This window comes from Sporosarcina gallistercoris (assembly GCF_014836415.1).
GTDB lineage: Bacteria > Bacillota > Bacilli > Bacillales_A > Planococcaceae > Sporosarcina > Sporosarcina gallistercoris.
In genome coordinates, this window is the sequence record NZ_JACSQY010000002.1 from 286,744 (window position 1) to 307,494 (window position 20,751).

19 protein-coding genes are annotated in these 20,751 nt (G+C 44.0%); 7 read left to right on the top strand and 12 right to left on the bottom strand.

Annotated features, from left to right (window positions below):
- Positions 1-208: 208 nt before the first annotated feature.
- On the top strand, positions 209-1,192 hold the full coding sequence (guaC, locus tag H9659_RS04715; RefSeq protein ID WP_191688770.1) for a GMP reductase: 984 nt from the start codon (positions 209-211) through the stop codon (positions 1,190-1,192).
- Between the two features lie 174 nt (positions 1,193-1,366).
- Here guaC and H9659_RS04720 read toward each other — a convergent pair whose 3' ends face one another.
- Positions 1,367-2,005 (bottom strand): YIP1 family protein, encoded by a 639-nt coding sequence (locus tag H9659_RS04720; protein WP_191688771.1) that lies wholly within the window; start codon positions 2,003-2,005, stop codon positions 1,367-1,369.
- A gap of 76 nt (positions 2,006-2,081) precedes the next feature.
- Here H9659_RS04720 and H9659_RS04725 point away from each other — a divergent pair, with 76 nt between their 5' ends.
- The 6 genes from H9659_RS04725 to H9659_RS04750 all read left to right on the top strand — a co-directional run bounded on the left by H9659_RS04725 (position 2,082) and on the right by H9659_RS04750 (position 7,910).
- Positions 2,082-3,035: an alpha/beta hydrolase gene (locus H9659_RS04725; RefSeq protein WP_191688772.1), complete on the top strand. Its 954-nt coding sequence runs from the start codon at positions 2,082-2,084 to the stop codon at positions 3,033-3,035.
- A gap of 250 nt (positions 3,036-3,285) precedes the next feature.
- Positions 3,286-3,909, top strand: a complete 624-nt coding sequence (locus H9659_RS04730; protein WP_191688773.1) for a DUF421 domain-containing protein — start codon at positions 3,286-3,288, stop codon at positions 3,907-3,909.
- Between the two features lie 24 nt (positions 3,910-3,933).
- Positions 3,934-4,431, top strand: a complete 498-nt coding sequence (locus H9659_RS04735) for a metallophosphoesterase family protein (protein ID WP_191688774.1) — start codon at positions 3,934-3,936, stop codon at positions 4,429-4,431.
- Positions 4,432-4,502: 71 nt separating this feature from the next.
- Positions 4,503-4,850: a carboxymuconolactone decarboxylase family protein gene (locus H9659_RS04740; protein WP_191688775.1), complete on the top strand. Its 348-nt coding sequence runs from the start codon at positions 4,503-4,505 to the stop codon at positions 4,848-4,850.
- Between the two features lie 179 nt (positions 4,851-5,029).
- Positions 5,030-6,220, top strand: coding sequence for a cation:proton antiporter (locus H9659_RS04745; protein ID WP_191688776.1), 1,191 nt, complete (start codon positions 5,030-5,032; stop codon positions 6,218-6,220).
- Positions 6,221-6,575: 355 nt separating this feature from the next.
- On the top strand, positions 6,576-7,910 hold the full coding sequence (locus H9659_RS04750) for a TrkH family potassium uptake protein (protein WP_225217646.1): 1,335 nt from the start codon (positions 6,576-6,578) through the stop codon (positions 7,908-7,910).
- Between the two features lie 159 nt (positions 7,911-8,069).
- Here H9659_RS04750 and H9659_RS04755 read toward each other — a convergent pair whose 3' ends face one another.
- From H9659_RS04755 to H9659_RS04805, 11 genes are all read right to left on the bottom strand, one after another.
- The gene (locus tag H9659_RS04755) at positions 8,070-8,774 is read right to left on the bottom strand and encodes a CBS domain-containing protein (protein ID WP_191688777.1); all 705 of its coding nucleotides are present in this window, start codon (positions 8,772-8,774) and stop codon (positions 8,070-8,072) included.
- A 99-nt stretch (positions 8,775-8,873) separates the two neighbouring features.
- On the bottom strand, positions 8,874-10,688 hold the full coding sequence (gene opp4A / locus H9659_RS04760; RefSeq protein ID WP_191688778.1) for an oligopeptide ABC transporter substrate-binding protein: 1,815 nt from the start codon (positions 10,686-10,688) through the stop codon (positions 8,874-8,876).
- Between the two features lie 21 nt (positions 10,689-10,709).
- Positions 10,710-11,615: an ABC transporter permease gene (locus H9659_RS04765; RefSeq protein WP_191688779.1), complete on the bottom strand. Its 906-nt coding sequence runs from the start codon at positions 11,613-11,615 to the stop codon at positions 10,710-10,712.
- 27 nt (positions 11,616-11,642) lie between these two features.
- Positions 11,643-12,611 carry an oligopeptide ABC transporter permease gene (gene opp4B / locus H9659_RS04770; RefSeq protein ID WP_191688780.1) on the bottom strand — a complete coding sequence of 323 codons (969 nt, stop codon included), beginning with the start codon at positions 12,609-12,611 and terminating at the stop codon, positions 11,643-11,645.
- A 3-nt stretch (positions 12,612-12,614) separates the two neighbouring features.
- A complete protein-coding gene (locus H9659_RS04775; protein WP_191688781.1) occupies positions 12,615-13,553 on the bottom strand; it encodes an ABC transporter ATP-binding protein in 939 nt (312 codons plus the stop codon).
- Complete coding sequence (locus H9659_RS04780; RefSeq protein WP_191688782.1) at positions 13,540-14,559, bottom strand: ABC transporter ATP-binding protein; 1,020 nt, start codon at positions 14,557-14,559, stop codon at positions 13,540-13,542. Before H9659_RS04780 ends, H9659_RS04775 begins: the two co-directional genes overlap by 14 nt.
- 417 nt (positions 14,560-14,976) lie before the next feature.
- Entirely contained in the window at positions 14,977-15,588 is a 612-nt protein-coding gene (pcp, locus tag H9659_RS04785; RefSeq protein WP_191688783.1) for a pyroglutamyl-peptidase I, read from the bottom strand.
- A gap of 14 nt (positions 15,589-15,602) precedes the next feature.
- On the bottom strand, positions 15,603-16,619 hold the full coding sequence (locus H9659_RS04790; protein WP_191688784.1) for an ABC transporter ATP-binding protein: 1,017 nt from the start codon (positions 16,617-16,619) through the stop codon (positions 15,603-15,605).
- Positions 16,616-17,740, bottom strand: a complete 1,125-nt coding sequence (locus H9659_RS04795; RefSeq protein WP_191688785.1) for a mandelate racemase/muconate lactonizing enzyme family protein — start codon at positions 17,738-17,740, stop codon at positions 16,616-16,618. Before H9659_RS04795 ends, H9659_RS04790 begins: the two co-directional genes overlap by 4 nt.
- 76 nt (positions 17,741-17,816) lie before the next feature.
- Positions 17,817-19,460 (bottom strand): peptide ABC transporter substrate-binding protein, encoded by a 1,644-nt coding sequence (locus H9659_RS04800; RefSeq protein ID WP_191688786.1) that lies wholly within the window; start codon positions 19,458-19,460, stop codon positions 17,817-17,819.
- A 178-nt stretch (positions 19,461-19,638) separates the two neighbouring features.
- Complete coding sequence (locus H9659_RS04805) at positions 19,639-20,619, bottom strand: ABC transporter ATP-binding protein (protein ID WP_191688900.1); 981 nt, start codon at positions 20,617-20,619, stop codon at positions 19,639-19,641.
- Positions 20,620-20,751 lie beyond the last annotated feature (132 nt).

Sequence of the window (20,751 nt, forward strand, 5' to 3'; positions counted from 1 at the left end):
CCCTTCCTTTCTTGAATTGATGACGCTTTCAATTCATTAACACTATTTTCTTTTATCATGCCATAGTCACCTATCAATCACAATTTTGGAAACTCGGAAAAGAGTTTAATAATCGTTTGACAACAGCGTAGGAATCTTGTACATTACATAAGGACGAACAATTACATCTCGTCCCAAACAAATTATTCGCTTTTAGGAGTGTTCAATAATGGATGTAGTATTCGATTATGAAGATATTCAACTAATTCCCGCAAAATGTATCGTCGATAGCCGATCTGAATGTGATACTTCCGTCAAACTAGGAAAGCATACGTTCCGCTTACCAGTTGTTCCTGCCAATATGCAAACAATTATTGATGAAAAGATTGCCATTCAACTCGCTGAAGGCGGTTACTTCTATATTATGCACCGTTTTGACCCTGCCTCACGCCCAGCTTTCATCCGTGATATGCAAGGCCGCGGCTTGATTGCTTCGATCAGCGTCGGCGTGAAGGAAGATGAGTATGGATTTGTAGAACAACTCGCTGCAGACTCATTGGTTCCAGATTACATTACAATCGACATTGCACACGGCCATTCAAATGCTGTGATCCGCATGATTCAACATATTAAGAAACATTTACCTGAGAGTTTCGTGATTGCCGGTAACGTCGGAACACCAGAAGCCGTTCGTGAGCTCGAGAACGCTGGTGCCGACGCAACGAAAGTCGGAATTGGACCTGGTAAAGTTTGTATCACGAAAATTAAGACCGGGTTTGGTACAGGCGGCTGGCAGCTCGCAGCACTTCGCTGGTGCGCCAAAGCAGCTTCCAAACCGATTATTGCAGATGGCGGAATCCGTACACACGGTGATATCGCGAAATCTGTGCGTTTCGGTGCAAGCATGGTGATGATCGGTTCCCTATTTGCCGGCCACGAAGAGTCACCTGGTCAAACAGTGGAACGTGATGGTGAACAGTTCAAGGAATACTTCGGTTCAGCTTCAGAGTTCCAAAAAGGTGAGAAGAAAAACGTCGAGGGCAAGAAAATGTACGTCGAGTACAAAGGTCCGCTTCAAGATACGTTGACGGAGATGGAACAAGATTTGCAGTCATCGATTTCTTATGCAGGCGGTAAGAAGTTGGATGCAATCCGTACAGTGGATTATGCAATCGTAAAGAACTCCATCTTTAATGGGGATAAAGTTTATTAATAAATGATTACTGTGTTGATTTACACTTCAGGTGGTCGCTTTCCGAGGGGCTGGATTTCAGCTTCCGGAGTCGCCACCTTTCGTTTCAATCAACGAATTGTATTTGAATAGGTTAATCTTTTGAATAACTAACAAAACCGGAGTCCCTTTAATGGGATTCCGGTTTTGTTGTGGTTATAGAGAAAAGATTGAGATGACAATGATTCCAATGATTAACGAAATCACGATAGATACTATGATGGCGATGACAACTGTAACGAGAACGACACCAAGACCACGCCATGCTGAGAATCCATGGACTAGGCCAATCCCTTTGCATGAGATGACTGTGCTATAAATTCCGACTGCAAATGTAAGGAACATGGAAATCAGATACACTCCCATTGGTAAGTTCGTAATTGCTAAGGCTTCTGCAGGAGGTGCTTCGAATGCTAACTTCCCATATCCTAAGATGACCAAATAGTTGACCGGCGCCAGCCAAATCGTTGGCAGTGTCGTGCCTGGGACGACGCGAAGCATTTCGGAGAAGGTGCCGGTTCCGCCAAACATCCCTTTTCCAATCCAGTGGTAGATCGCTGCGCCAATCACCCATGAAATGAGTGCCCCGACAAATGTCAGTAAAATGCACAGCGGGATGAGTGCGCCGAGAGGCAGGCCGCTAAATAACCCTGAACTTCCCGCTTGGTACCCTCCCGAGGCAAGTGCAGCGATGGCAAAAATAAGGATAGCATAACTGGTAGTTGTCTCGTTCTTCAAGTACCGCAAAGTTTCAGTCGGCTGGCTCCAGATTGTGAGCAATGGTTTTAAATTCATGATTCGTCCTCCTTAGAACTTGTCACTCCCCTTTAATAGAAAAAATGGTACACTGAATTTCAGGGGGTGGAATTTTTTGAAAAGAAAAATTGCAATTGCACTCGGTATACTTATAGTCGCACTGCTTGTTGCGCTTGGTTTTGCTGGCAATTACTTTTATAACCAAGGTATTAAGCGCGGCACTGAAGTGAAACTGCATAGTGAGTCTGAAGCCGTGAATGATATCGCCAGTGATGCTGATCAAGCCCTACTAAAAGAAGCTAAAATCTGGTATGCAGAACAGCCAAAAAACACCATTACCATGCAATCTTATGATAACTTGAAACTCAAAGCACAATTCATTAAAAACAATAAAAATGAAACACACCAAGCCGTCATCCTTGCCCACGGTTTCCGCAATACCGGAGAAGACATGGGAAAGTATGCTAAATTTTACTATGATCGAGGATTTGACATCCTGCTCCCTGACGCGCGCGGGCACGGAGATAGTGAGGGCGACTATATCGGTTATGGCTGGCACGAACGCCTCGATTACAAAGACTGGATTAAATACCTCATTCAACAGCATGACGCTGAACAAATCATTTTGCAAGGGAATTCGATGGGCGCTGCTACGGTTCTAATGACGAGCGGAGAGCAATTACCCAAGCAAGTGAAAGGTATTATTGCAGACAGTTCTTATAGTACGGTTAAAAAAGAACTGGCGCATCAGCTGAAGTCCATTTACGGTTTACCAACATTTCCATTACTCGACGTTACAAGCGTCATTGCTAAGATTCGTGCAGGCTACACGCTGCAAGAAGCATCCGCTGTGGATCAAGTAAGGAAGAATAAGGTTCCTTTGCTTCTGATTCATGGGGATGCAGATGACTTGGTCCCTACTGAAATGGCGACTGAATTGCACGAAGCAGCCAGCGGTGAGAACGAGTTATGGATCGTTCCGGATGCCGGACATACAAAAGCGTATGATAATATCACAGGCGAGTATGAAGAAAAACTGTCTCAGTTCCTGGACAAAGTACTCGATTGAATACCGGATCGCTCTTCTTACGAGAAGAGCGATCTTGCATTTTAATTATATTTGTATACCATGTATTACGTTACTAAAGACAAAAGGTTTCACCGATATCAAGTATACTCTTGTTTCCTTACCATTCAGGGTACGTTATGGGTGAAGGATGAATTACAGACTCTGCGGCCAATAGTGACCTCATGATATGGAACAAGCGAGGATAATTTCGGTGCGTTATTCTCATACTGGCTAAAAACGAGGTGACGTGATGGATTGGCATTTATTGTGGAAAGCGATTCTTGTAGCACTTGTGGGAACGTTCCTATTACGGCTAGCTGGACGCAAGTCGATTTCTCAAATGACACTCCCACAAACCGTCATCGTTATTGGATTAGGCTCACTGATTGTCCAGCCGATTGTTGGACATGACATCTGGTCGACGTTCACAGTAGGTCTTGTCCTCGTCTTAACACTTATTATGATGGAGTATTCACAAGTAAAAATGGACAAAATGGAACATCCGATAACGGGACGTGCGAAACTGATTATCAAAGACGGTGTCATTCAGGAGAACACGTTGCACAAGCTGCGTTTTACGGTTGACCAAATGGAAATGAAGCTCCGTGAGCAAGGCATTTCACGGGTAAGTGACGTTAAGTGGGCAACGCTGGAACCGAATGGACAAGTGGGTTGCGAGCTGATGGAAAGCGCAAAACCCGTCACGAAGCAAGATTGGCACGTACTGCGTCTAGAAATCGAGTCCTTAAGAAGCTTACTCACCGACACTTCCGGTTTGACGAGTTCGCCGCATAATCCATCTTCAGATAATAGTCTTTTCATAGAAGTTGCAAACAAAAGTGATAACGCGGATCGGCCGAAACATTTGAAGTAGAGGAAACTGAAAGGATGGATTGTAATGAAAGTTATCATCACAGGTGACACGCATATACCCGGAAGAGGAAGTAAACTGCCAAATCGGTTAACACAAGCATGCAGCGATGCAGACCTCATTATCCATACCGGTGATTGGCGCTCTCCTGAAGTGTTTGAAACGCTCTCTAGTTTAGCAGAAGTGAGGGGGGTCTATGGGAACGTGGATGGCGAAGAGATGCGTGCTCTTGTTCCTGCCAGACAGGTCATCGATATCGGCGGACTGCGGATCGGTATTGTTCACGGTCACGGCGACAAGAAAACGACCGAGCAGCGTGCGGTCGAAGCGTTTGCCAATGAGCAAGTGGATGCCATCGTCTTTGGCCACTCCCACATTCCAGTTATTAAGTATTTCAAAGGCATGCTTCTGATGAATCCTGGTTCGCCTACGGACAAAAGGAAGTTGCCTTTCTATTCGTTCATCACATTGGATATTGGAGAGGAACTTCGCCCTGAACTTATTCTCTTCCAAGACAAATCTTAAAATATTCGTCCGCATGATTATCGTTCATATACATATGCTACTCATGAATTGAACAGGAGGGAGTTTTAATAATGGAGGAATACTCAGCAGATAGCGTATTAAAAGGGTATAAAGAAGGAATGGGACAGTTTACAGAACAATTGCCAGAGATCGGCAGTGGGTTTCACTCTTTTACTGAGAGTTGCTTTGCAGATGGAGCACTCGATGGAAAACAGAAGCAACTGATTGCACTGGCTCTCAGTGTCTATGCAGACGATAAAACCTGTATGACCTTCCACACAAAGGGTTGTGTAGATGCTGGATGTACGGAACAGGAAGTGCTGGAAGCATGCAGTATAGCCGCTGCACTAGGCAGTGGTGCCGTAATGAGTCGGACGGTTACATGCTTGAGCGGCATGTTCCAACAATTTCAGCAATAACAGGAAAAGCTACCTAGTGAACGCCATTGAGGGTGTTGCCTAGGTTTTTTTATGGTTGGGATTACTTGCAATATCTAAACCAGAAGATCGTTTCCCTTCACTTATGAACTTTTCTCATCCGTTTCAAAGCTTACGACTAGTGGTACAAATGGAGTAAGAATGTGAAAGGGTGAGGACTTTTGATTGCTATACAAATTACAATATTACTTGCGATCGGGTACACTGCACTTACAATTGACCGCTGGCAGAAGAACTTCCCATTGCCGGTGTTTCTTGTACTCGTCGGCATAGGTTTGTCTTTCATTCCTTATTTCGCTACTATGTCCGTATCGAAAGACATTATCTATGATGTCTTTTTACCGGGGCTCCTATTCATCTCAGCCTATCAATATTCTGCAAAAGCACTGACAGCTCATAAAGGCGTGATTGGAGTTCTAAGTACACTTGGTCTTATTTTGACGGCGGTAGCACTAGGAGCTTTCGTTTATTGGTTTGGAGGCATGTATATTGGCATTTCCTTTGTAGGTGCCCTCTTGTTTGCTTCCATCTTAACTCCTACGGATCCCGTTTCAGTGGTTTCCATATTAAAGCAATCCACGGATGATCCCGCCATTGCTGAAATTGTGGATGGCGAATCGATGATTAACGATGGGACGAGTGTGGTACTGTTCGGGGTTTTGCTGGGGATGTTTACAAGTGACCAATCGTTTCAAATTTCCTCTTTCATAGGTGATTTCCTGTATGTATCTATCGGCGGTGCGGGTCTTGGTTTGCTCATCGGCTGGCTCTTCAGTAAAGCCCTCCACCTTGCACCCCATAAAGAAAACCAAGTACTTCTCAGCATCGTTATAGCATACGGAGTTTTCCATCTCGCGGAATTCTTCGGCTTTTCCGGTGTTCTTGCGACAGTGTCTGCCGGAATCATGCTGTCTGCTGAACTTGAACGCACACATAACGAAAAAAAGTATCGTATGGCACTTAACGGGTTTTGGGAAGTCGTTGAACCTGCATTGCTCTCCATACTATTTTTATTGATCGGGATTACCTCTGCAAAGTATCTGGTTTTCAATCACTGGATACTGGCCATCGTGATCTTCATTGTATCCATTTCCATTCGATTTTTGGTCATCGCTGGAACGATGCAAGTTTTTGATGGATTAAAACAGCGCATCAGCTTTAGTGACGCTTTCCTTCTCTCATGGTCAGGCATTCGAGGTACGATGTCGGTCTTTCTGTTGCTTAGTTTGGAAGCAGAAGCGAACGGTAATGCTGATATCATCGTTTCGCTTGGATTTGCAGTCGTTCTCCTTTCTCTCGTTTTTCAGAGTATCGGCATTTATCCCTTATCCAAACGATTGGCACGTCACTAACTGCCGTAGGTCGGATTCAATTCTCAGCAACTGAATACAAAGCTTTTATAGAAAGGCGCCCTATTTGCTGCCTAAAGAAACTAAAACACAATAGATAGTTAAATTTGAACTGGTTGAATTACTATCAAGAATTGATTGATCCATTCCCCCGTACCATTCCTTGCAACATCAGAGAACTCTACAAAATACCGCCATGCCTCCTCACTGTCACTGGAGGCTGCTCTCCATTCTGAATTCACCTTCGTATTACCCGCCAAACAAACTTTCCGATTTATTCCATCTATTTACCTATTGCAATTCTACCATTTCGATCAATAATCAAAACATACCCTATCTTGTTCCAAAAGGAGGTCCGATGATGTACGTTTCTTTCATACGCAAAAAAAGACGGGTGACTCCGCCGATTCTCATTGCGGGCAGTTTTTTAATAACGATATTCATCGGTACCTTGTTACTCAAACTCCCCTTCGCAACGACGATTCCAATTACGTGGACAAATGCATTGTTTACTGCAACATCCGCGACAACTGTGACTGGATTGAGTGTTTTTGACATTGGTTCTACTCTTACGCTCTTCGGTGAAATTGTACTTCTCACTCTTATTCAAATAGGCGGGGTTGGGTTAATGGCTTTCGCTGTAGCAATTCTAATGATTCTCGGACGAAAAGTAGGCATGAAAAACAGGATATTTCTTCAAGAATCATTCAGTCAGCAATCGTTGGGGGGAACAGTTAGATTTTTGAGAAGCATTCTGATCTTTGTTTTCGTGACAGAAGGATTGGCATTTATTATATTATCATTTTTTTGGGTGCCCGAGTTCGGTTTGAAACAAGGTCTCTACTATAGTCTCTTCCATGTCATTTCGGCTTTTAACAACGCAGGATTCTCTTTATTCCCTGATAACTTAATGGGTTTTGCCGGAGACTTTCCAGTAACGCTCATTTTATCTTCACTCTTTATCATTGGAGGACTGGGTTTTACGGTCGTCATGGAGGTCATAGCAAAACAATCACCTAAACAATGGTCTCTTCATACTAAAATCATGCTGGCCGGGACGCTCACGGTTAACTTAATTGCTACATTTTTATTGTTTGTATTGGAATATCATAATATGAAGACCATCGGGAGTATGTCCATAGGAGACAAAGTACTGACCTCCTATTTCCAAGCGGTGACTCCAAGAACGGCTGGGTTCAATATGGTCGCCATGGGGGATATGGAAAACAGTTCTCTCCTGTTGACGCTGTTGCTGATGTTTATCGGAGGAGGCAGCGCTTCTACAGCGTCAGGCATTAAACTGACAACATTCATCGTCATTGTAGTTGCAACTCTAGCGTATTTTAGAGGGATGACAGAACCTCATCTGTTTAAACGAACAATTAAATCAGAAATCATTTTCCGCTCGCTTGCAATCGCAGCAGTTAGTTCCATGCTCGTATTTACGGCGTTCTTCTTGTTGACGATAACAGAAACGCTCCCATTCCTTCCTTTGTTACTGGAGACGATGTCTGCATTCGGGACGGTAGGACTGTCCGTAGGCATCACTGGGAATTTGAGTCCCATTGGCGAATGGATTCTTTGTGCAGTCATGTTTTTAGGAAGAATTGGCCCGCTGACACTATTTTTCTTACTGATTCGGCCTAAGAAAGAGTCTTTCAAGTATTCATACGACCGTGTCCATACAGGATGATATAAAGATGCCTCCATTCGCCCGCTTATTCAGGTGCATGGAGGTCTCTTTTTTGGTGTATGAACAATATCCTTCCTAAGAGTCTGTATTGATGTTTGCAATCGGAGATTTATGAACAGTTCTCTACATTTGCACCACACACGCAAATCCCTCATTACGTTAGTCAATCTTCAATAAATCATAAGGAGTTATAATCCCGATCAACTCTTCGTCATGCCCGGCATTCTCAGTGATGAGCAGCGCCTCAAGACGTGTCCCTTTTGAAATCGCCCGTTTGAAATAATCTTCCGCTTCGTACACAGAAAGATCTCTTCTGACAAATTCAAACGATTCTTTACGTTTTTCATAGTTGTAGACGTCAGACAGTGTCGGTATTTCCCGGGAAATAGAGTCTTCTGTCGATTGTCCTGCTAGCCAATACGTAATACCTGCAGCTGTAATGAGTCCTTTGAATTTTCCGCTTTCGTAAATAGGCAACTGACCAAACTTATTCTCACGCATTAGCTTGAGGGCGGTTGTAAGCGGATCTGACGCTTGGAGTGTATGTACCTTACAACCGAACAAAGCACCCACATTGAGAGGATTGCTCACTTTCCGTTCAATCAATTCAATGCGTTCCACGATATCATCATGTGGTTCAGCAATTACATAATCAACGCCTGTTCGATGGTGAATAATGGCGTTTCGCAAGTCCCCAAACTCGCGTAAGTCTTCTTCGTAATTCCGAACAACCGAGTTTTTAATTTTTGCTTTTTCAATCAGTCGATAAAAAGGAAGAAAACCGCTTTCATCAACTTTTTTTGATAATGATTTTTCAATACGATTATAAGCAATGATAAACCGATCAGAATTTTTAACAGACATGTCCACGTCAACTCCTTTCAATTAAGTATACCCATTATTGCCAGTTGAACCTCATCAAAAATCCGCCTCCTTTGCAGGAGACGGATTTCTTTCGATTACTTATTCACTTACACCCATTTCGTACAGACGCAAGTCAGAACCTGGATCCATTGTGTAGTTAACTACACGATTGTTAACACCTTTAAGTGCATAACGGTAAACCGTTGGTGCGACTGGAACATCTTCAAACATAAGTTCCTGCCACTGGTTGTAGATATCTTTACGGTATTCCAAGTCAAATGCCTTTTCAGAAGTACCCGCCTTCAACAACTCATCATTCTTTTCGCTTGTGTAGCGAGTGTAGTTGAATGATGCTGTACGTCCATATAGTCCAGATGGATCCGGATCAGAACCAGTTCCCCATGCCCCTTGGTAAATATCGATTTTCGGATCATCATTTTCAACCATGTCATAGAATGCGTTGAAGTCGTGTAGACGACCATCAACTAGCTCTACTTTCAGTCCAACGTCAGCCCAGTTTTGCATGTAAGCTTTTGCAATCGGCTCAGCTGTTTCTCCACCTGACATTGTAGCGAAGTTAATGACTAATTTTTCACCATTTTGGTCTTCACGGAATCCATCACCGTCTGTATCTTTGAATCCTGCTTCTTCAAGAAGCTCTTTTGCTTTTTCCGGGTCATAAGCGCGTCCTTCGATGCTCTCATCGTGGAAGCTTTCAAATACAGGAATAATCAAAGATGTTGCTGGGAAACGAAGACCGTGATAAAGTTTTTCACCGATTGTCTTGTTATCCATTGCATGCCACATTGCTTGGCGAAGCTCTTTGCTAGCCATTTTCGCGTTAGGATCTGTTACGTTCTCTTTCTTCGTTGCATCCCACTTACCTTGTTTGAAACCGATGTACGTGTAAGCATAGTCAATATCTGCAAGAAGTTCCATACCTTCTACATCTTTAACCGTTTCGTACTGATCAGCTGGAATACTCGCTAGGTCAATATCACCTTTTTTCATTGATTCAACGATTGTTGCAGAACTAACCACTTTTTGAACGATTGACTTAAGAGCCGGCTTGCCTCTCCAGTAGTCATCATTGCGTGCATAAAGTACAGATTCGCCTGGTACAATTTTTTCAATCTTATAAGGTCCGAAACCGATTGGGTTTACACGGATTTTGTCTGAAGACTCAAGATCTTTCATTGTCACTTCACCAGTCATAAGATCTCCAACGTGGTGACGTGGTGTTGCATAAGACCAGAATCCAGAAAGGATTGATGGTGTTGCTTCAGTGAATGAGAACTCCATCTTTTGATCGTCAATAATTTTGATACCAGAGATTTCTTTTGTTTTGCCTTCGTGGTATTCAGGCATACCTACTACGTTTTCGATCATGAAATCGTAACGGTTACCCGCGTAATCCGGGTGACCAAGAATTTCGTAAGAGTAAAGGAGGTCACTTGTTTTAACAGGCTCTCCGTCATGCCATTTCAAGCCGTCTTTGATAGTCAATGTTATTTTCTTGTTATCTTCAGAAAGCTCATATGTTGCAGCACCGTTGTTAGTTATCAAGTAGTCACCATCCGTATCAAGTAGTGCTTCATCGAAGTATCCAAGGATTTCAGCGTCATACGTACCTGAATAGAAGTTACGGTTTAATGTTCCTTCGAATGGCTCATCTGCAACCATTGCGATTGTCATTTCCCCATCTTCGATTGCTTCTTTGTCGTTACTAGTTTCTAGAGGGAAATCAAGGTCTGCTTTAGCATCTTCCCCACCTTTTTCAGTATTGGTATCTTTCCCGTTATCTTTCCCGTCGTCTTTTCCGCCATCTGCACTATCGCCACCATTACAAGCAGCCAGGAACACACTGAGGACGAGCATCAGACTTGCCAGCAACATTAAACTTCTTTTCTTCAATTGTCTTACCTCCCCTTTTTTTTAAGCCAATCTTTGTCTCGCATCCGACGCACGTTTCACCGCTTGCCCGATGTAATTTATACACAGCATCATTACTAATATCAGTAATGCTGCAGGTAACCAAACCCACCATTTGTTTTGGACGATATCCGGATTTGTCGCAAATGCGATTAGTGTCCCGAGAGAGGGGGTACTTGCCGGAAGTCCAAAACCTAGGAATGTCAAACTGGTCTCAAGACCGATGTTGCCCGCGAGTGTCAATGTCATATTTACAATGACAAGTGAGCTCAGGTTCGGGAACATTTCAAAGAACATGATTTTCCAACTCGGAGTCCCAAGTGTTTTGGATGCATTAATGTAATCGAGATCTCGTTCTGCAAGACCTTTCGACCGGATCAGCCTGGCTTTTCCAAACCAGGCAAACGCACTCATGATTAACACGAATGTGAATACTGTATATTCCGGGACAATCACAACAAATACAATGATGAACATCAAACTTGGCAGGACCATTAAGAAGTCAATGATTCTCATAATTACATTGTCGACCATGCCACCGAAAAATCCGGCTATTAAGCCTATCGTTAAACCGAACAGACCGGCAATTACCGTTACACTTAGACCAATCGTGAATGAGTTTCGCGTTCCGATCAGCAACTGTCCAAATACGTCCCGCCCTCCATCGTCTGTTCCAAGCAGATGAGTTTCTGAAGGTGCTTCCCATGTTTCAAGGAAATTCACTCGTTGGAGCTGTTCCTGGTCAATGAATAACGGTGATCCATATGCAGTAATCAGCATACCAAGTAGCAATACTAACGAAATCAGTGCCATTTTATCGTGTCTGATTTCCCGCCAAACTGTTTTGGCAAATGACGGATTATTTGCTTTTTCTTTAGCGATCAATTCTTTTTGATTCACTGTAACCATATCTCGATTCCCTCCTCATCTGCTTTTCTATTCAATTCGGATACGCGGATCAATCGCACTCAAAATAATATCCGAGAGCATCGTTCCGACAATAACAGCTGTCCCTGAAATCATGACAATGGCTGTTACAACGGTGAAATCGCGTCCTGTAATCGATTGAATGAAGAGCTGACCGAGACCTGGGTAACTAAAGATCGTTTCCAAGAAAATCGAACCGCCAATCAATCCTGTAATTTCATATCCTAGGAATGCAGCGATCGGCAGCAACGAGTTACGTAAAATGTGCCGTGTATAGACTTTACCTTCAGGCACCCCTTTTGAGCGTGCTGTTTTAACAAAGTCTTTCAATTTCGTATCGATAATATCGTTCCTTAAATATTGGATTGTTCCGAAAGTTGCGAGCAGAGCTCCGGACATTCCTGGAAGGACTAAGTGCTTTATTTTGCTGACGTAGTATTCCCATGATCCTGTTTCTATTCGGATATCCACACTTCCCCCGGTAGGGAACCAGCCGAGTATAAAACTGAATAAGAACAGCATGAGTAAAGCGAAAACGAACAAAGGTGTGGCAAATGAAAAGTAGTTATACGTGACGATTAGTTTATCCGCCCAGGTGTCCGTCCACCTGCCGGCTATGATGCCGAGCGGTATGGCAATTGCATAGGAGACAATCAAAATGAATAGTGACAGTGTAACTGTATTCGCTACCCGTCCTGCAAGCAGTGAAGTTACAGGTTGCTTATGGGTATAAGAACTCCCTAAATCCCCTTTGACCGCTTTTCCTACCCAAGCACCGTACTGTACATACCACGGGTCGTTAAGACCATATTGTTCACGGATCTTTTCTACTTGTTCCGGTGTTACGTTAGGGTTTCCCATGAACGCACCCGTTACTGCATCACCTGGCATTTGTTTTGCCAAGACGAATATAATGAGGCTTAGCAAAAAGAGTTGCGGAATCATGACGAGCAGTCGCCGAATGATGAATTTAACCATTTCTTACAGCCCTCCTTGGTTCACAGCAACTGAATGCGTTGAGGTAAGCGGTTTCAAGTCAAACATTCTGCCGTCTTTGTCGAAATAACTGTCATACTCTGTCCGGTAAGCGGCATTGATTTCCTGACGCAACTCCATTTTTTCGAATCGTTTTGCTGGATCCATCTCAGGAATTGCGGCAATCAATCGTTTTGTATAGAGATGCTGAGGATTCGTGTAAACATCTTCTGCAGTACCCTCTTCGACAAAACGGCCTTTGTACATAATACCGATTCTGTCACAGATATGTTTGATGACCCCGAGATCGTGGGATATGAATAAGTAAGTCAATCCGAAGTCTTTCTGGATTTCACGCATGAAGTTCAAGACCTGAGCCTGCACGGATACGTCCAATGCGGACACAGGTTCATCGGCAATGATCAATTTAGGATTGAGCATAAGCGCACGGGCAATCCCGATCCTTTGCCGCTGACCACCAGAAAACTGGTGAGGGTACTTATAAATGGATTCTGGGCTTAAGCCTACACGTTCTATCATATTCTGAACGCGAGTCAGCTCTTCTTTTGGCGAAAGCCGCTCAAAGTTGCGTAGAGGTTCAGCAATAATATTCAAGACGTTCTTTCTTCCGTTTAATGAAGAATAAGGATCCTGGAAAATCATTTGGATATCACGGATATGTTTCCTGCGATCGTGTCCATTCATAGTGGCGAGGTTTTCTCCATTAAAGAGGACTTCCCCACCAGTTGCTTTGTTGAGCCCGATAATTGCGCGGCCTGTAGTGGTCTTTCCGCAACCTGACTCCCCCACTAGACCGTACGTTTCACCAGGCTGCAGTTCAAAACTGACTCCATCCACTGCACGTACTTGGTCGACTACCCGTCGGAAGAAACCTCCACGGATTGGAAAGTGTACTTGCAAGTCTTTTACATTAAGTAGTGACATAGTTTTCATCCTCCACTCGTTCTTCAGGGAAGTGGAAGTCTTTGTAACACGTACAGCGTACAAAGTGACCTGGTTCCACTTCATGGATCGATGGATTGTCTTCATGTGCTTCCTGTGAAATCCAAGGAATTCGAGGAGCAAAGCGGCATCCTTCGCGATCCAATTTTTGAATCGATGGCACAATTCCTTCAATGACATGCAGTTCTTCCTTATCTGTCATGTTGGAAGGAATCGAACTCAAAAGTGAGCGTGTATATGGATGCAAGGGATTTGCAAATAGTGTATTGACGTCTGCAATCTCAACGAATTCTCCGGCATACATAACGGCTACTCGATCTGCCATCTCAGCTACTACCCCTAAGTCGTGGGTGATGAGGATGATTCCGGAATCCGTGATCCGTTGCAGCTCCTTCATCAGATCCATAATTTGGGCTTGAATCGTCACGTCCAATGCTGTTGTCGGCTCGTCCGCAATCAGCATTACTGGATTACAGGCAAGTGCGATTGCAATCACGACACGTTGTCTCATTCCGCCTGATAGTTCGTGTGGGTATTGTTTGTAGATTCTGTCAGGATCTTTGATGCCGACCTGTTGCAGTAATTCCAAGACCCGCTTTTTCTTGGCGGACTTGGAAAGTTTCATATGGTAGTCCATCGGCTCTTCAATTTGACGGCCGATTGTTGCAAGCGGGTTCAGAGCTGTCATCGGATCTTGAAAGATCATGCCCAAGTCTTTCCCGCGGATTTTGTTCAACTTTTCTACCGGCAGGCTTAGTAGATTCTGCCCTTTCAAGTTCACTTGACCTTCCAGTTTTGTCGTCTTCGCATTATGAAGACCTATGATGGAGAGCGCCAAGGCACTCTTACCACATCCGGATTCACCGACAATCGCCACGACTTCATTTTTATGAACAGTTAATGAAACACCGTCCACAGCTGCGTAATAGTTTCCCTTGATGTTGAATGATGTTCGCAGATTCTCAATTTCCAAAACTGTCTCAGCCAACGCAGTTCCTCCTTGCCTATGGTGATATGTACGAAAAAGGTTAATCAAATTTTCTGACTTTATAAGCTTTTTCAACTATACTACACAATTTTTCCGTTGGCAATACTATTTTCTCAGAATACCAAATACATAGATTATTTCAACTATGACAATCAGATGACAAACTCTGTAACAAAGGGAACGTAGATCATATTCTCCCTGAAAAATATTGCAGGAATTTTTTATTTACAGGTTAAAACCCTTTTGCATCACTATTTTTCAAATCCAGTGTATGAATATTATTTGATTCTACACCACTGGGAATTGCCCCATTACTTTAGAAGGATATACCCGCCAAACCTAATCCATCCAGTTCTATCGTTCTCTGTTTTACGACATTTCGCGACACGAAAATCCACTCTACAATAATAAATCCAGTTAAATTTCATCTGAAAGAGTTTGAATACACATGGTGACCCCTTTAACTAGCTCATCCAACGACCAACCCGCAATTTTGCCTTGCTGAATTGCCAACTCAAACGAAGCAGGTATATGCAAAAAGCCTGATGGCATTTCCGGTTTATGTCTGGCCGCCCAATGAAGACCTGCATACATCACGTTATTACACAAATAGGTTCCCGCAGAATTAGAGATTGCTGCGGGTAATCCCGTTGCATTCAAACGGTTCACCATCTCACGGATGGGAAGCGTAGAAAAGTAGGCAGGCGGGCCATTTGGATCTATCGTTTCATCAATCGGCTGATGCCCTTCATTGTCCGGTTCTCCATCTTTCACATTGAGTGCAACCCGTTCTGGAGTCATTTTATAACGGCCGCCCGCAAGACCTAATGATAGGACGGCATCCGGGTTCTCCTTATTGATATGCTCAAGCAACTCTTCACCGGAAGCATTAAAATTCACCGGTAGGATTTTGCCGCAAATCATATAGTCTCCAATTATAGTCCCCTCCAGTTTTTCAACGACTTGCATCGTCGGGTTCACAGGAAATGAGAGAAAAGGTTCAAAGCCAGTAAGCAGTAATTTCTTCAACTTAAAAATCCCCTTTATACGTGCATCGGTTTTGCCTGTTCTTTGACTTCTTTCATTAAAGATTCATCATGTAAATGACATGCGACAAAATGGCCCTCATCTTTTTCAAGCCAATCCGGCTTCTGGGTGGCACAAACCGCCATTGCATACGGACATCTAGTTCTGAATACACAACCGGATGGAGGATCTATAGGACTTGGCAGTTCCCCTTCCAAAAGAATCCGTTCTCTCGATTCCTCGATATCGGGATCCGGAATCGGAATTGCCGAGAGCAAGGCTTCTGTATAAGGATGCAAAGGTTTTCCATAGAGCTGATCACTTGTCGTCAATTCCACTAAATGACCTAAATACATGACGCCAATCCGATCTGAGAGGTATTTCACCATCGAAAGGTCATGTGCAATGAAGAGATAGGTCAATCCTTTTTCGCGCTGCAGCCGCTGAAATAACATGACAACCTGCGCTTGAACTGATACATCCAAAGCAGAAATGGGTTCATCTGCTATGATGAATTCAGGATCGAGTGCGAGCGCACGAGCGATACCAATGCGTTGTCGTTGTCCGCCAGAAAATTCGTGGGGGTAGCGGTTCGCATGATCGCGATTTAACCCGACATCTTCCAGAAGCTCGTTCACGCGTGCACGCAATTCCTTTTTCGATTTATACATATTATGGATCTCCATCGGCTCTGCAATGATTTCATAGACTGTTGAGCGAGGGTTAAGAGACGCGTAAGGATCTTGGAAGACCATCTGCATCTTTTTAAGAAACTGGTGACGCTCTTTATCGTTCATATCGTGGACATTTTGCCCTTCAAATACAACGTCTCCGTCCGTCTTGTTATACAGCCCTAAAATCGTACGTCCCGCTGTGGACTTCCCACAGCCTGATTCTCCTACGAGACCGAACGTCTCCCCTTTATAAATTTCAAAACTGAGACCATCCACCGCTTTCAACGTCTTTCCTTTTCCTACATCAAAGTGCCGTTTTAAATCTTTCACAGATAACAATACTGATTGGGAATCCGTCATCGTTGTTCCTCCTCGTTTCCAGATTTTCTATGATGAGTTAGCCATGTTGGGTCAATCTGTACACCGAGCCCTGCCACGTCAGGTAGGTGAACGGTTTGACGAGAGTATGTGACGCCTCCAATAACGGGATCTCCATTTAGCATGAGAGGTGCATCAAAGTCACAACGGGTAACATTCGGCTGACTTGCAGCAAAGTGAGCGGCTGCCGTGATCCCCAGTTTCGTTTCAATCATACTGCCTGTCATACATTGGATTCCGTAACTTTCAGCGAGTGCATTAATCTTCAATGCCTCATGGATTCCACCTGACTTCATCAATTTAATATTGATTAAATCAGCGGCTCCGCATTGTAGGACACGCAGCGCATCACGCGGTGAAAAAACGCTTTCGTCTGCCATAATAGGCGTTAATGTATTTTGTGTCACATAGAGCAATCCATCTATATCCTCTGCATGGACGGGTTGTTCGACGAGTTCAATCTCAAGACCGGCATCTTCCATCGCAGCAATTGTCCGAATCGCTTCTTTAGGATGCCAGCCTTGGTTGGCATCCAGGCGAATCTTGACGGTATTTCCAACTCGTTTCCGAATTGCTTTGACACGTTGCATATCTAATTCAGAAGAACCGATTCCTACCTTCACTTTCAATGTAGTGAATCCATCTTCTATGTACTGAAACGCATCGTCTGCCATTTCAGCAGGATCATTCACACTTACCGTAAAGTTCGAATCGAGCTGATTTTTGTGACCTCCTAGGAATTGATAAAGCGGGAGCTCCGCAAGTTGGCCAATCAGATCATGTATCGCCATGTCGACTGCGGCTTTAGCGCTTGTATTTCCAATCATTGTTTTATGTAGAACGGCGAAAAGTTCGGTTCGGTTCCGAATATCCATCCCAACCAGTTTGGGTGCTATCACTTCTTCAATGGCATAGGCAATGCTCGCCATGGAGTCGCCTGTAATCACGTGAGTCGGTGGCGCTTCACCCCAGCCGGACTTTCCATCTTCTGTGGTGACCTTTACATACGTTGAGTAGGCAGTATGAACGGTGCGCAATGCCGTTTTAAATGGTTTTCGCAATGGAACAGCCACTGTCGCAAGTTCAATCGAGTGGATCTTCATGGACAACTTCTCCTTTCTAGCCTTGAACGAACAAAACTGTGTGCGTCGAACATTCGGCGCACACAGTCCCTCCTACTTATTCTTTGTCAGCGTATTTCAGGTCGAGATAGCCGACTGGGTGACGGAGAATCCCTGTAACACCAGGTTTTTCTAATATTGACTGATTGTAGTAATAAAGTGGAATTACCGGCATTTCCTCCATAAGCATCTCGTCCGCCTGTTGTAATAATGTCCAACGTTTATTCTCATCTGTTTCATTTTTAATCGCTTCGATCAACTTGTCATAATCAGGATTTGACCATGTCGTACGGTTCATGGATGATTCTGAAACGAAGCTTTCTAACGCATTGACTGGGTCTGCATAATCATGCAAGAACGAAGAACGTGAGAACTGATATTTAAATTCTTTCTGATCTGCAAGGAAAACTCCAGCTTCTACGTTTTGCAACTCAATGTCCACACCAAGATTTTCTTTAAACATCGATTGCAATGCGACTGCAATCTTTTGGTGAGATTCGCTTGTCGAATACGTTAACGTTACTTTCGGCAGTTCCGTATATCCTTCTTCCTTCATGCCTTCTTCTAGCAGTTTCTTTGCTTCTTCAGGGTTAAATGATATGAAATCTCCCGCAGTCTCACGGAACTCCTTACCATCTGGTCCGATAAATCCATAAGAAACGAAACCATGAGCCGGCTTTTCACCGTTTTTCGTAACAAACTCTACAATGTCTTCCTGGTTAACCGCTTCACCAAACGCTCTGCGGATTTTCTTGTTCGTGAACGGTTCCATGGATGTGTTGAATCGGAAGAAGTACAATCCTGCTTGGTCTTCTACTTTCACCTCAGGATTATCCTTCAAGTCTTCTGCGATTTCTGAAGGGACATCTGTACTATCCAACTCATCGGACTGGTACATCTGGTATGCGGTTGTAGACTCACTCACCATTTCCCAGTTCACTTTGTCGAGATTGACTTTGTCTGCATCCCAGTAATTTTCGTTCTTTTCAAAGACAAATTTCACATCATGGTCCCATGAAGCTAATTTGAATGGACCGTTGGAAACGAATGAGTCTGCTTCTGTAAACCATTTCGGATTGTCTGTCGCTACTTTTTCATTGATCGGGAAGAAGCTTGGGTTCGTAATGATGTTCAAGAAGGCTTCGTTTGGAGCAGTCAGCTTCACGACAAATGTCTTTTCGTCGGGTGCTTCAATTCCGATATCTTCAACAGTACCTTCACCATTGTTATACGCTTCAGCGCCTTCAATAAAGTATGCAAGGAATGCTGCAGGAGATGCAGTTTCAGGGTCTAGCATATGCTGCCACGCGAATAAGAAATCGTTTGCCGTAAGTGGATCTCCGTTAGACCATTTTGCGCCATCGCGGATTGTGAATGTGTACGTCAATCCATCTTCAGATACATCGATTTTTTCTGCAGATGCTTCCTCTGCCAAGTGATCTTCTGACAAGCGAGTGAGTCCTTCCATCAAGTTGTTAAGGGCACTCCAAGAGACTGCGTTAAAACCTACTGACGGGTCAAATGATGTAGGTTCTTCGCCGTTGTTCAAGTAGAGTACTTTTTCTGCGGCAGGTTTGTTATCTTTGCCATCTTTTCCTCCTGCATCGGTTTCCGGCTTCTTGCCCGCTTCTTCGTTTGCCGTACAGGCCGCGAGTACTACGAGTAGTGCAGTAAATAATACAAACTTGATCCACTTCTTCAATGTGACTTCCCCCTTTTTTATAATGAATCCTTTGATACCTAGTTAATACAGTTAGCGCAAACAGTGTTAATTTCCATTACAGACGAACGCTTTCTGCGGGGTCTTCACTCTTCGCTAATTCCGCGGGAACCGTCTTTCGTTACAAATAAACGAAGATAACAAACGTCGAACCTACCTTTTAAGAAAATACCGCTTGTGCTCTCTCATCTTGAAGCCAGCAGTCTACAGTGTGCTGTGTGGTAAGTTGGGTAGTTGCCGGGTAAACTCGTTCGCATACTTCCATGACGTAGGGGCATCTTGCAGCGAATGGACAACCTTCGGGTGGTGCGAATAGGTCTGGCGGTGTCCCTTCGATCGGTTTCAACTCTTCTTCTTGCAAGTCAAGTCTAGGTACTGAGTTGAGCAGCCCTTGCGTATATGGATGCTGCGGGTCGTAGAAAATCTCCCGCTTATTCCCGATTTCAATGATTTTCCCTGCATACATGACCGCAATGCGATCTGCAATTTTTGCGACAACACCGAGGTCGTGTGTAATCAGAATAACCCCTACTCCAGTTTTACGTTGAATTTCATCGAACAATTCCAGAATTTGTGCTTGTATGGTGACATCCAATGCAGTCGTCGGTTCGTCGGCGATGAGCAATTCAGGTTCGCAGATCAAAGCGATCGCGATCACGATTCGCTGGCGCATTCCACCCGAAAACTGGTGAGGGTATTGTTTAAGTCGTTCTTCAGGATTGGAGATGCCTACAAGGCTAAGCATTTCAACCGCTTTCCTTTTCGCTTCTGCTCTCGACACTTTATGATGTGTTCGTAATCCTTCTATTAACTGTTCTCCGATTTTCAACGTCGGGTTAAGGGCAGTCATCGGGTCTTGGAAAATCATCGAGATATCTACACCTTGGATTTCACGCAGCGCTTTTTTGTTCAGTTTGGTCAAATCCCGATCTTTGAAAAGTACCTCTCCATTCCGAATCCGGCCTGGCGGTTGTGGTATGAGCCCCATAATCGTATTCGCTGTCACACTTTTTCCGCATCCTGATTCTCCAACGATGGCGAGAGTTTCTCCTTTATACAGGTCGAACGAAACGCCCCGGATTGCTTGCACTTCTCCTCCGAACGTTTTGAAAGAAACTTCCAAGTCACGTACTGAGAGCATTACCTCTTGCGAAATGGTCTTCTTATGTTTTCTTTTCTCTTCTGTAGCAATGCCTGAACCCGGCAGATGCTCCCTTTTTACTGGTGCATTTCCTGCGCTGGACGCATTTTCCAACTGTTGTCCTATCACATC

Coding starts and splice junctions, on each gene's coding strand:
- guaC (WP_191688770.1), top strand. CDS start 209: ATGGATGTAGTATTCGATTATGAAGATATTCAACTAATTCCCGCAAAA.
- H9659_RS04720 (WP_191688771.1), bottom strand. CDS start 2,005: ATGAATTTAAAACCATTGCTCACAATCTGGAGCCAGCCGACTGAAACT.
- H9659_RS04730 (WP_191688773.1), top strand. CDS start 3,286: ATGGATTGGCATTTATTGTGGAAAGCGATTCTTGTAGCACTTGTGGGA.
- H9659_RS04735 (WP_191688774.1), top strand. CDS start 3,934: ATGAAAGTTATCATCACAGGTGACACGCATATACCCGGAAGAGGAAGT.
- H9659_RS04740 (WP_191688775.1), top strand. CDS start 4,503: ATGGAGGAATACTCAGCAGATAGCGTATTAAAAGGGTATAAAGAAGGA.
- H9659_RS04750 (WP_225217646.1), top strand. CDS start 6,576: ATGATGTACGTTTCTTTCATACGCAAAAAAAGACGGGTGACTCCGCCG.
- H9659_RS04755 (WP_191688777.1), bottom strand. CDS start 8,774: ATGTCTGTTAAAAATTCTGATCGGTTTATCATTGCTTATAATCGTATT.
- H9659_RS04765 (WP_191688779.1), bottom strand. CDS start 11,615: ATGGTTACAGTGAATCAAAAAGAATTGATCGCTAAAGAAAAAGCAAAT.
- opp4B (WP_191688780.1), bottom strand. CDS start 12,611: ATGGTTAAATTCATCATTCGGCGACTGCTCGTCATGATTCCGCAACTC.
- H9659_RS04775 (WP_191688781.1), bottom strand. CDS start 13,553: ATGTCACTACTTAATGTAAAAGACTTGCAAGTACACTTTCCAATCCGT.
- H9659_RS04790 (WP_191688784.1), bottom strand. CDS start 16,619: ATGACGGATTCCCAATCAGTATTGTTATCTGTGAAAGATTTAAAACGG.
- H9659_RS04795 (WP_191688785.1), bottom strand. CDS start 17,740: ATGAAGATCCACTCGATTGAACTTGCGACAGTGGCTGTTCCATTGCGA.
- H9659_RS04805 (WP_191688900.1), bottom strand. CDS start 20,619: ATGCTCTCAGTACGTGACTTGGAAGTTTCTTTCAAAACGTTCGGAGGA.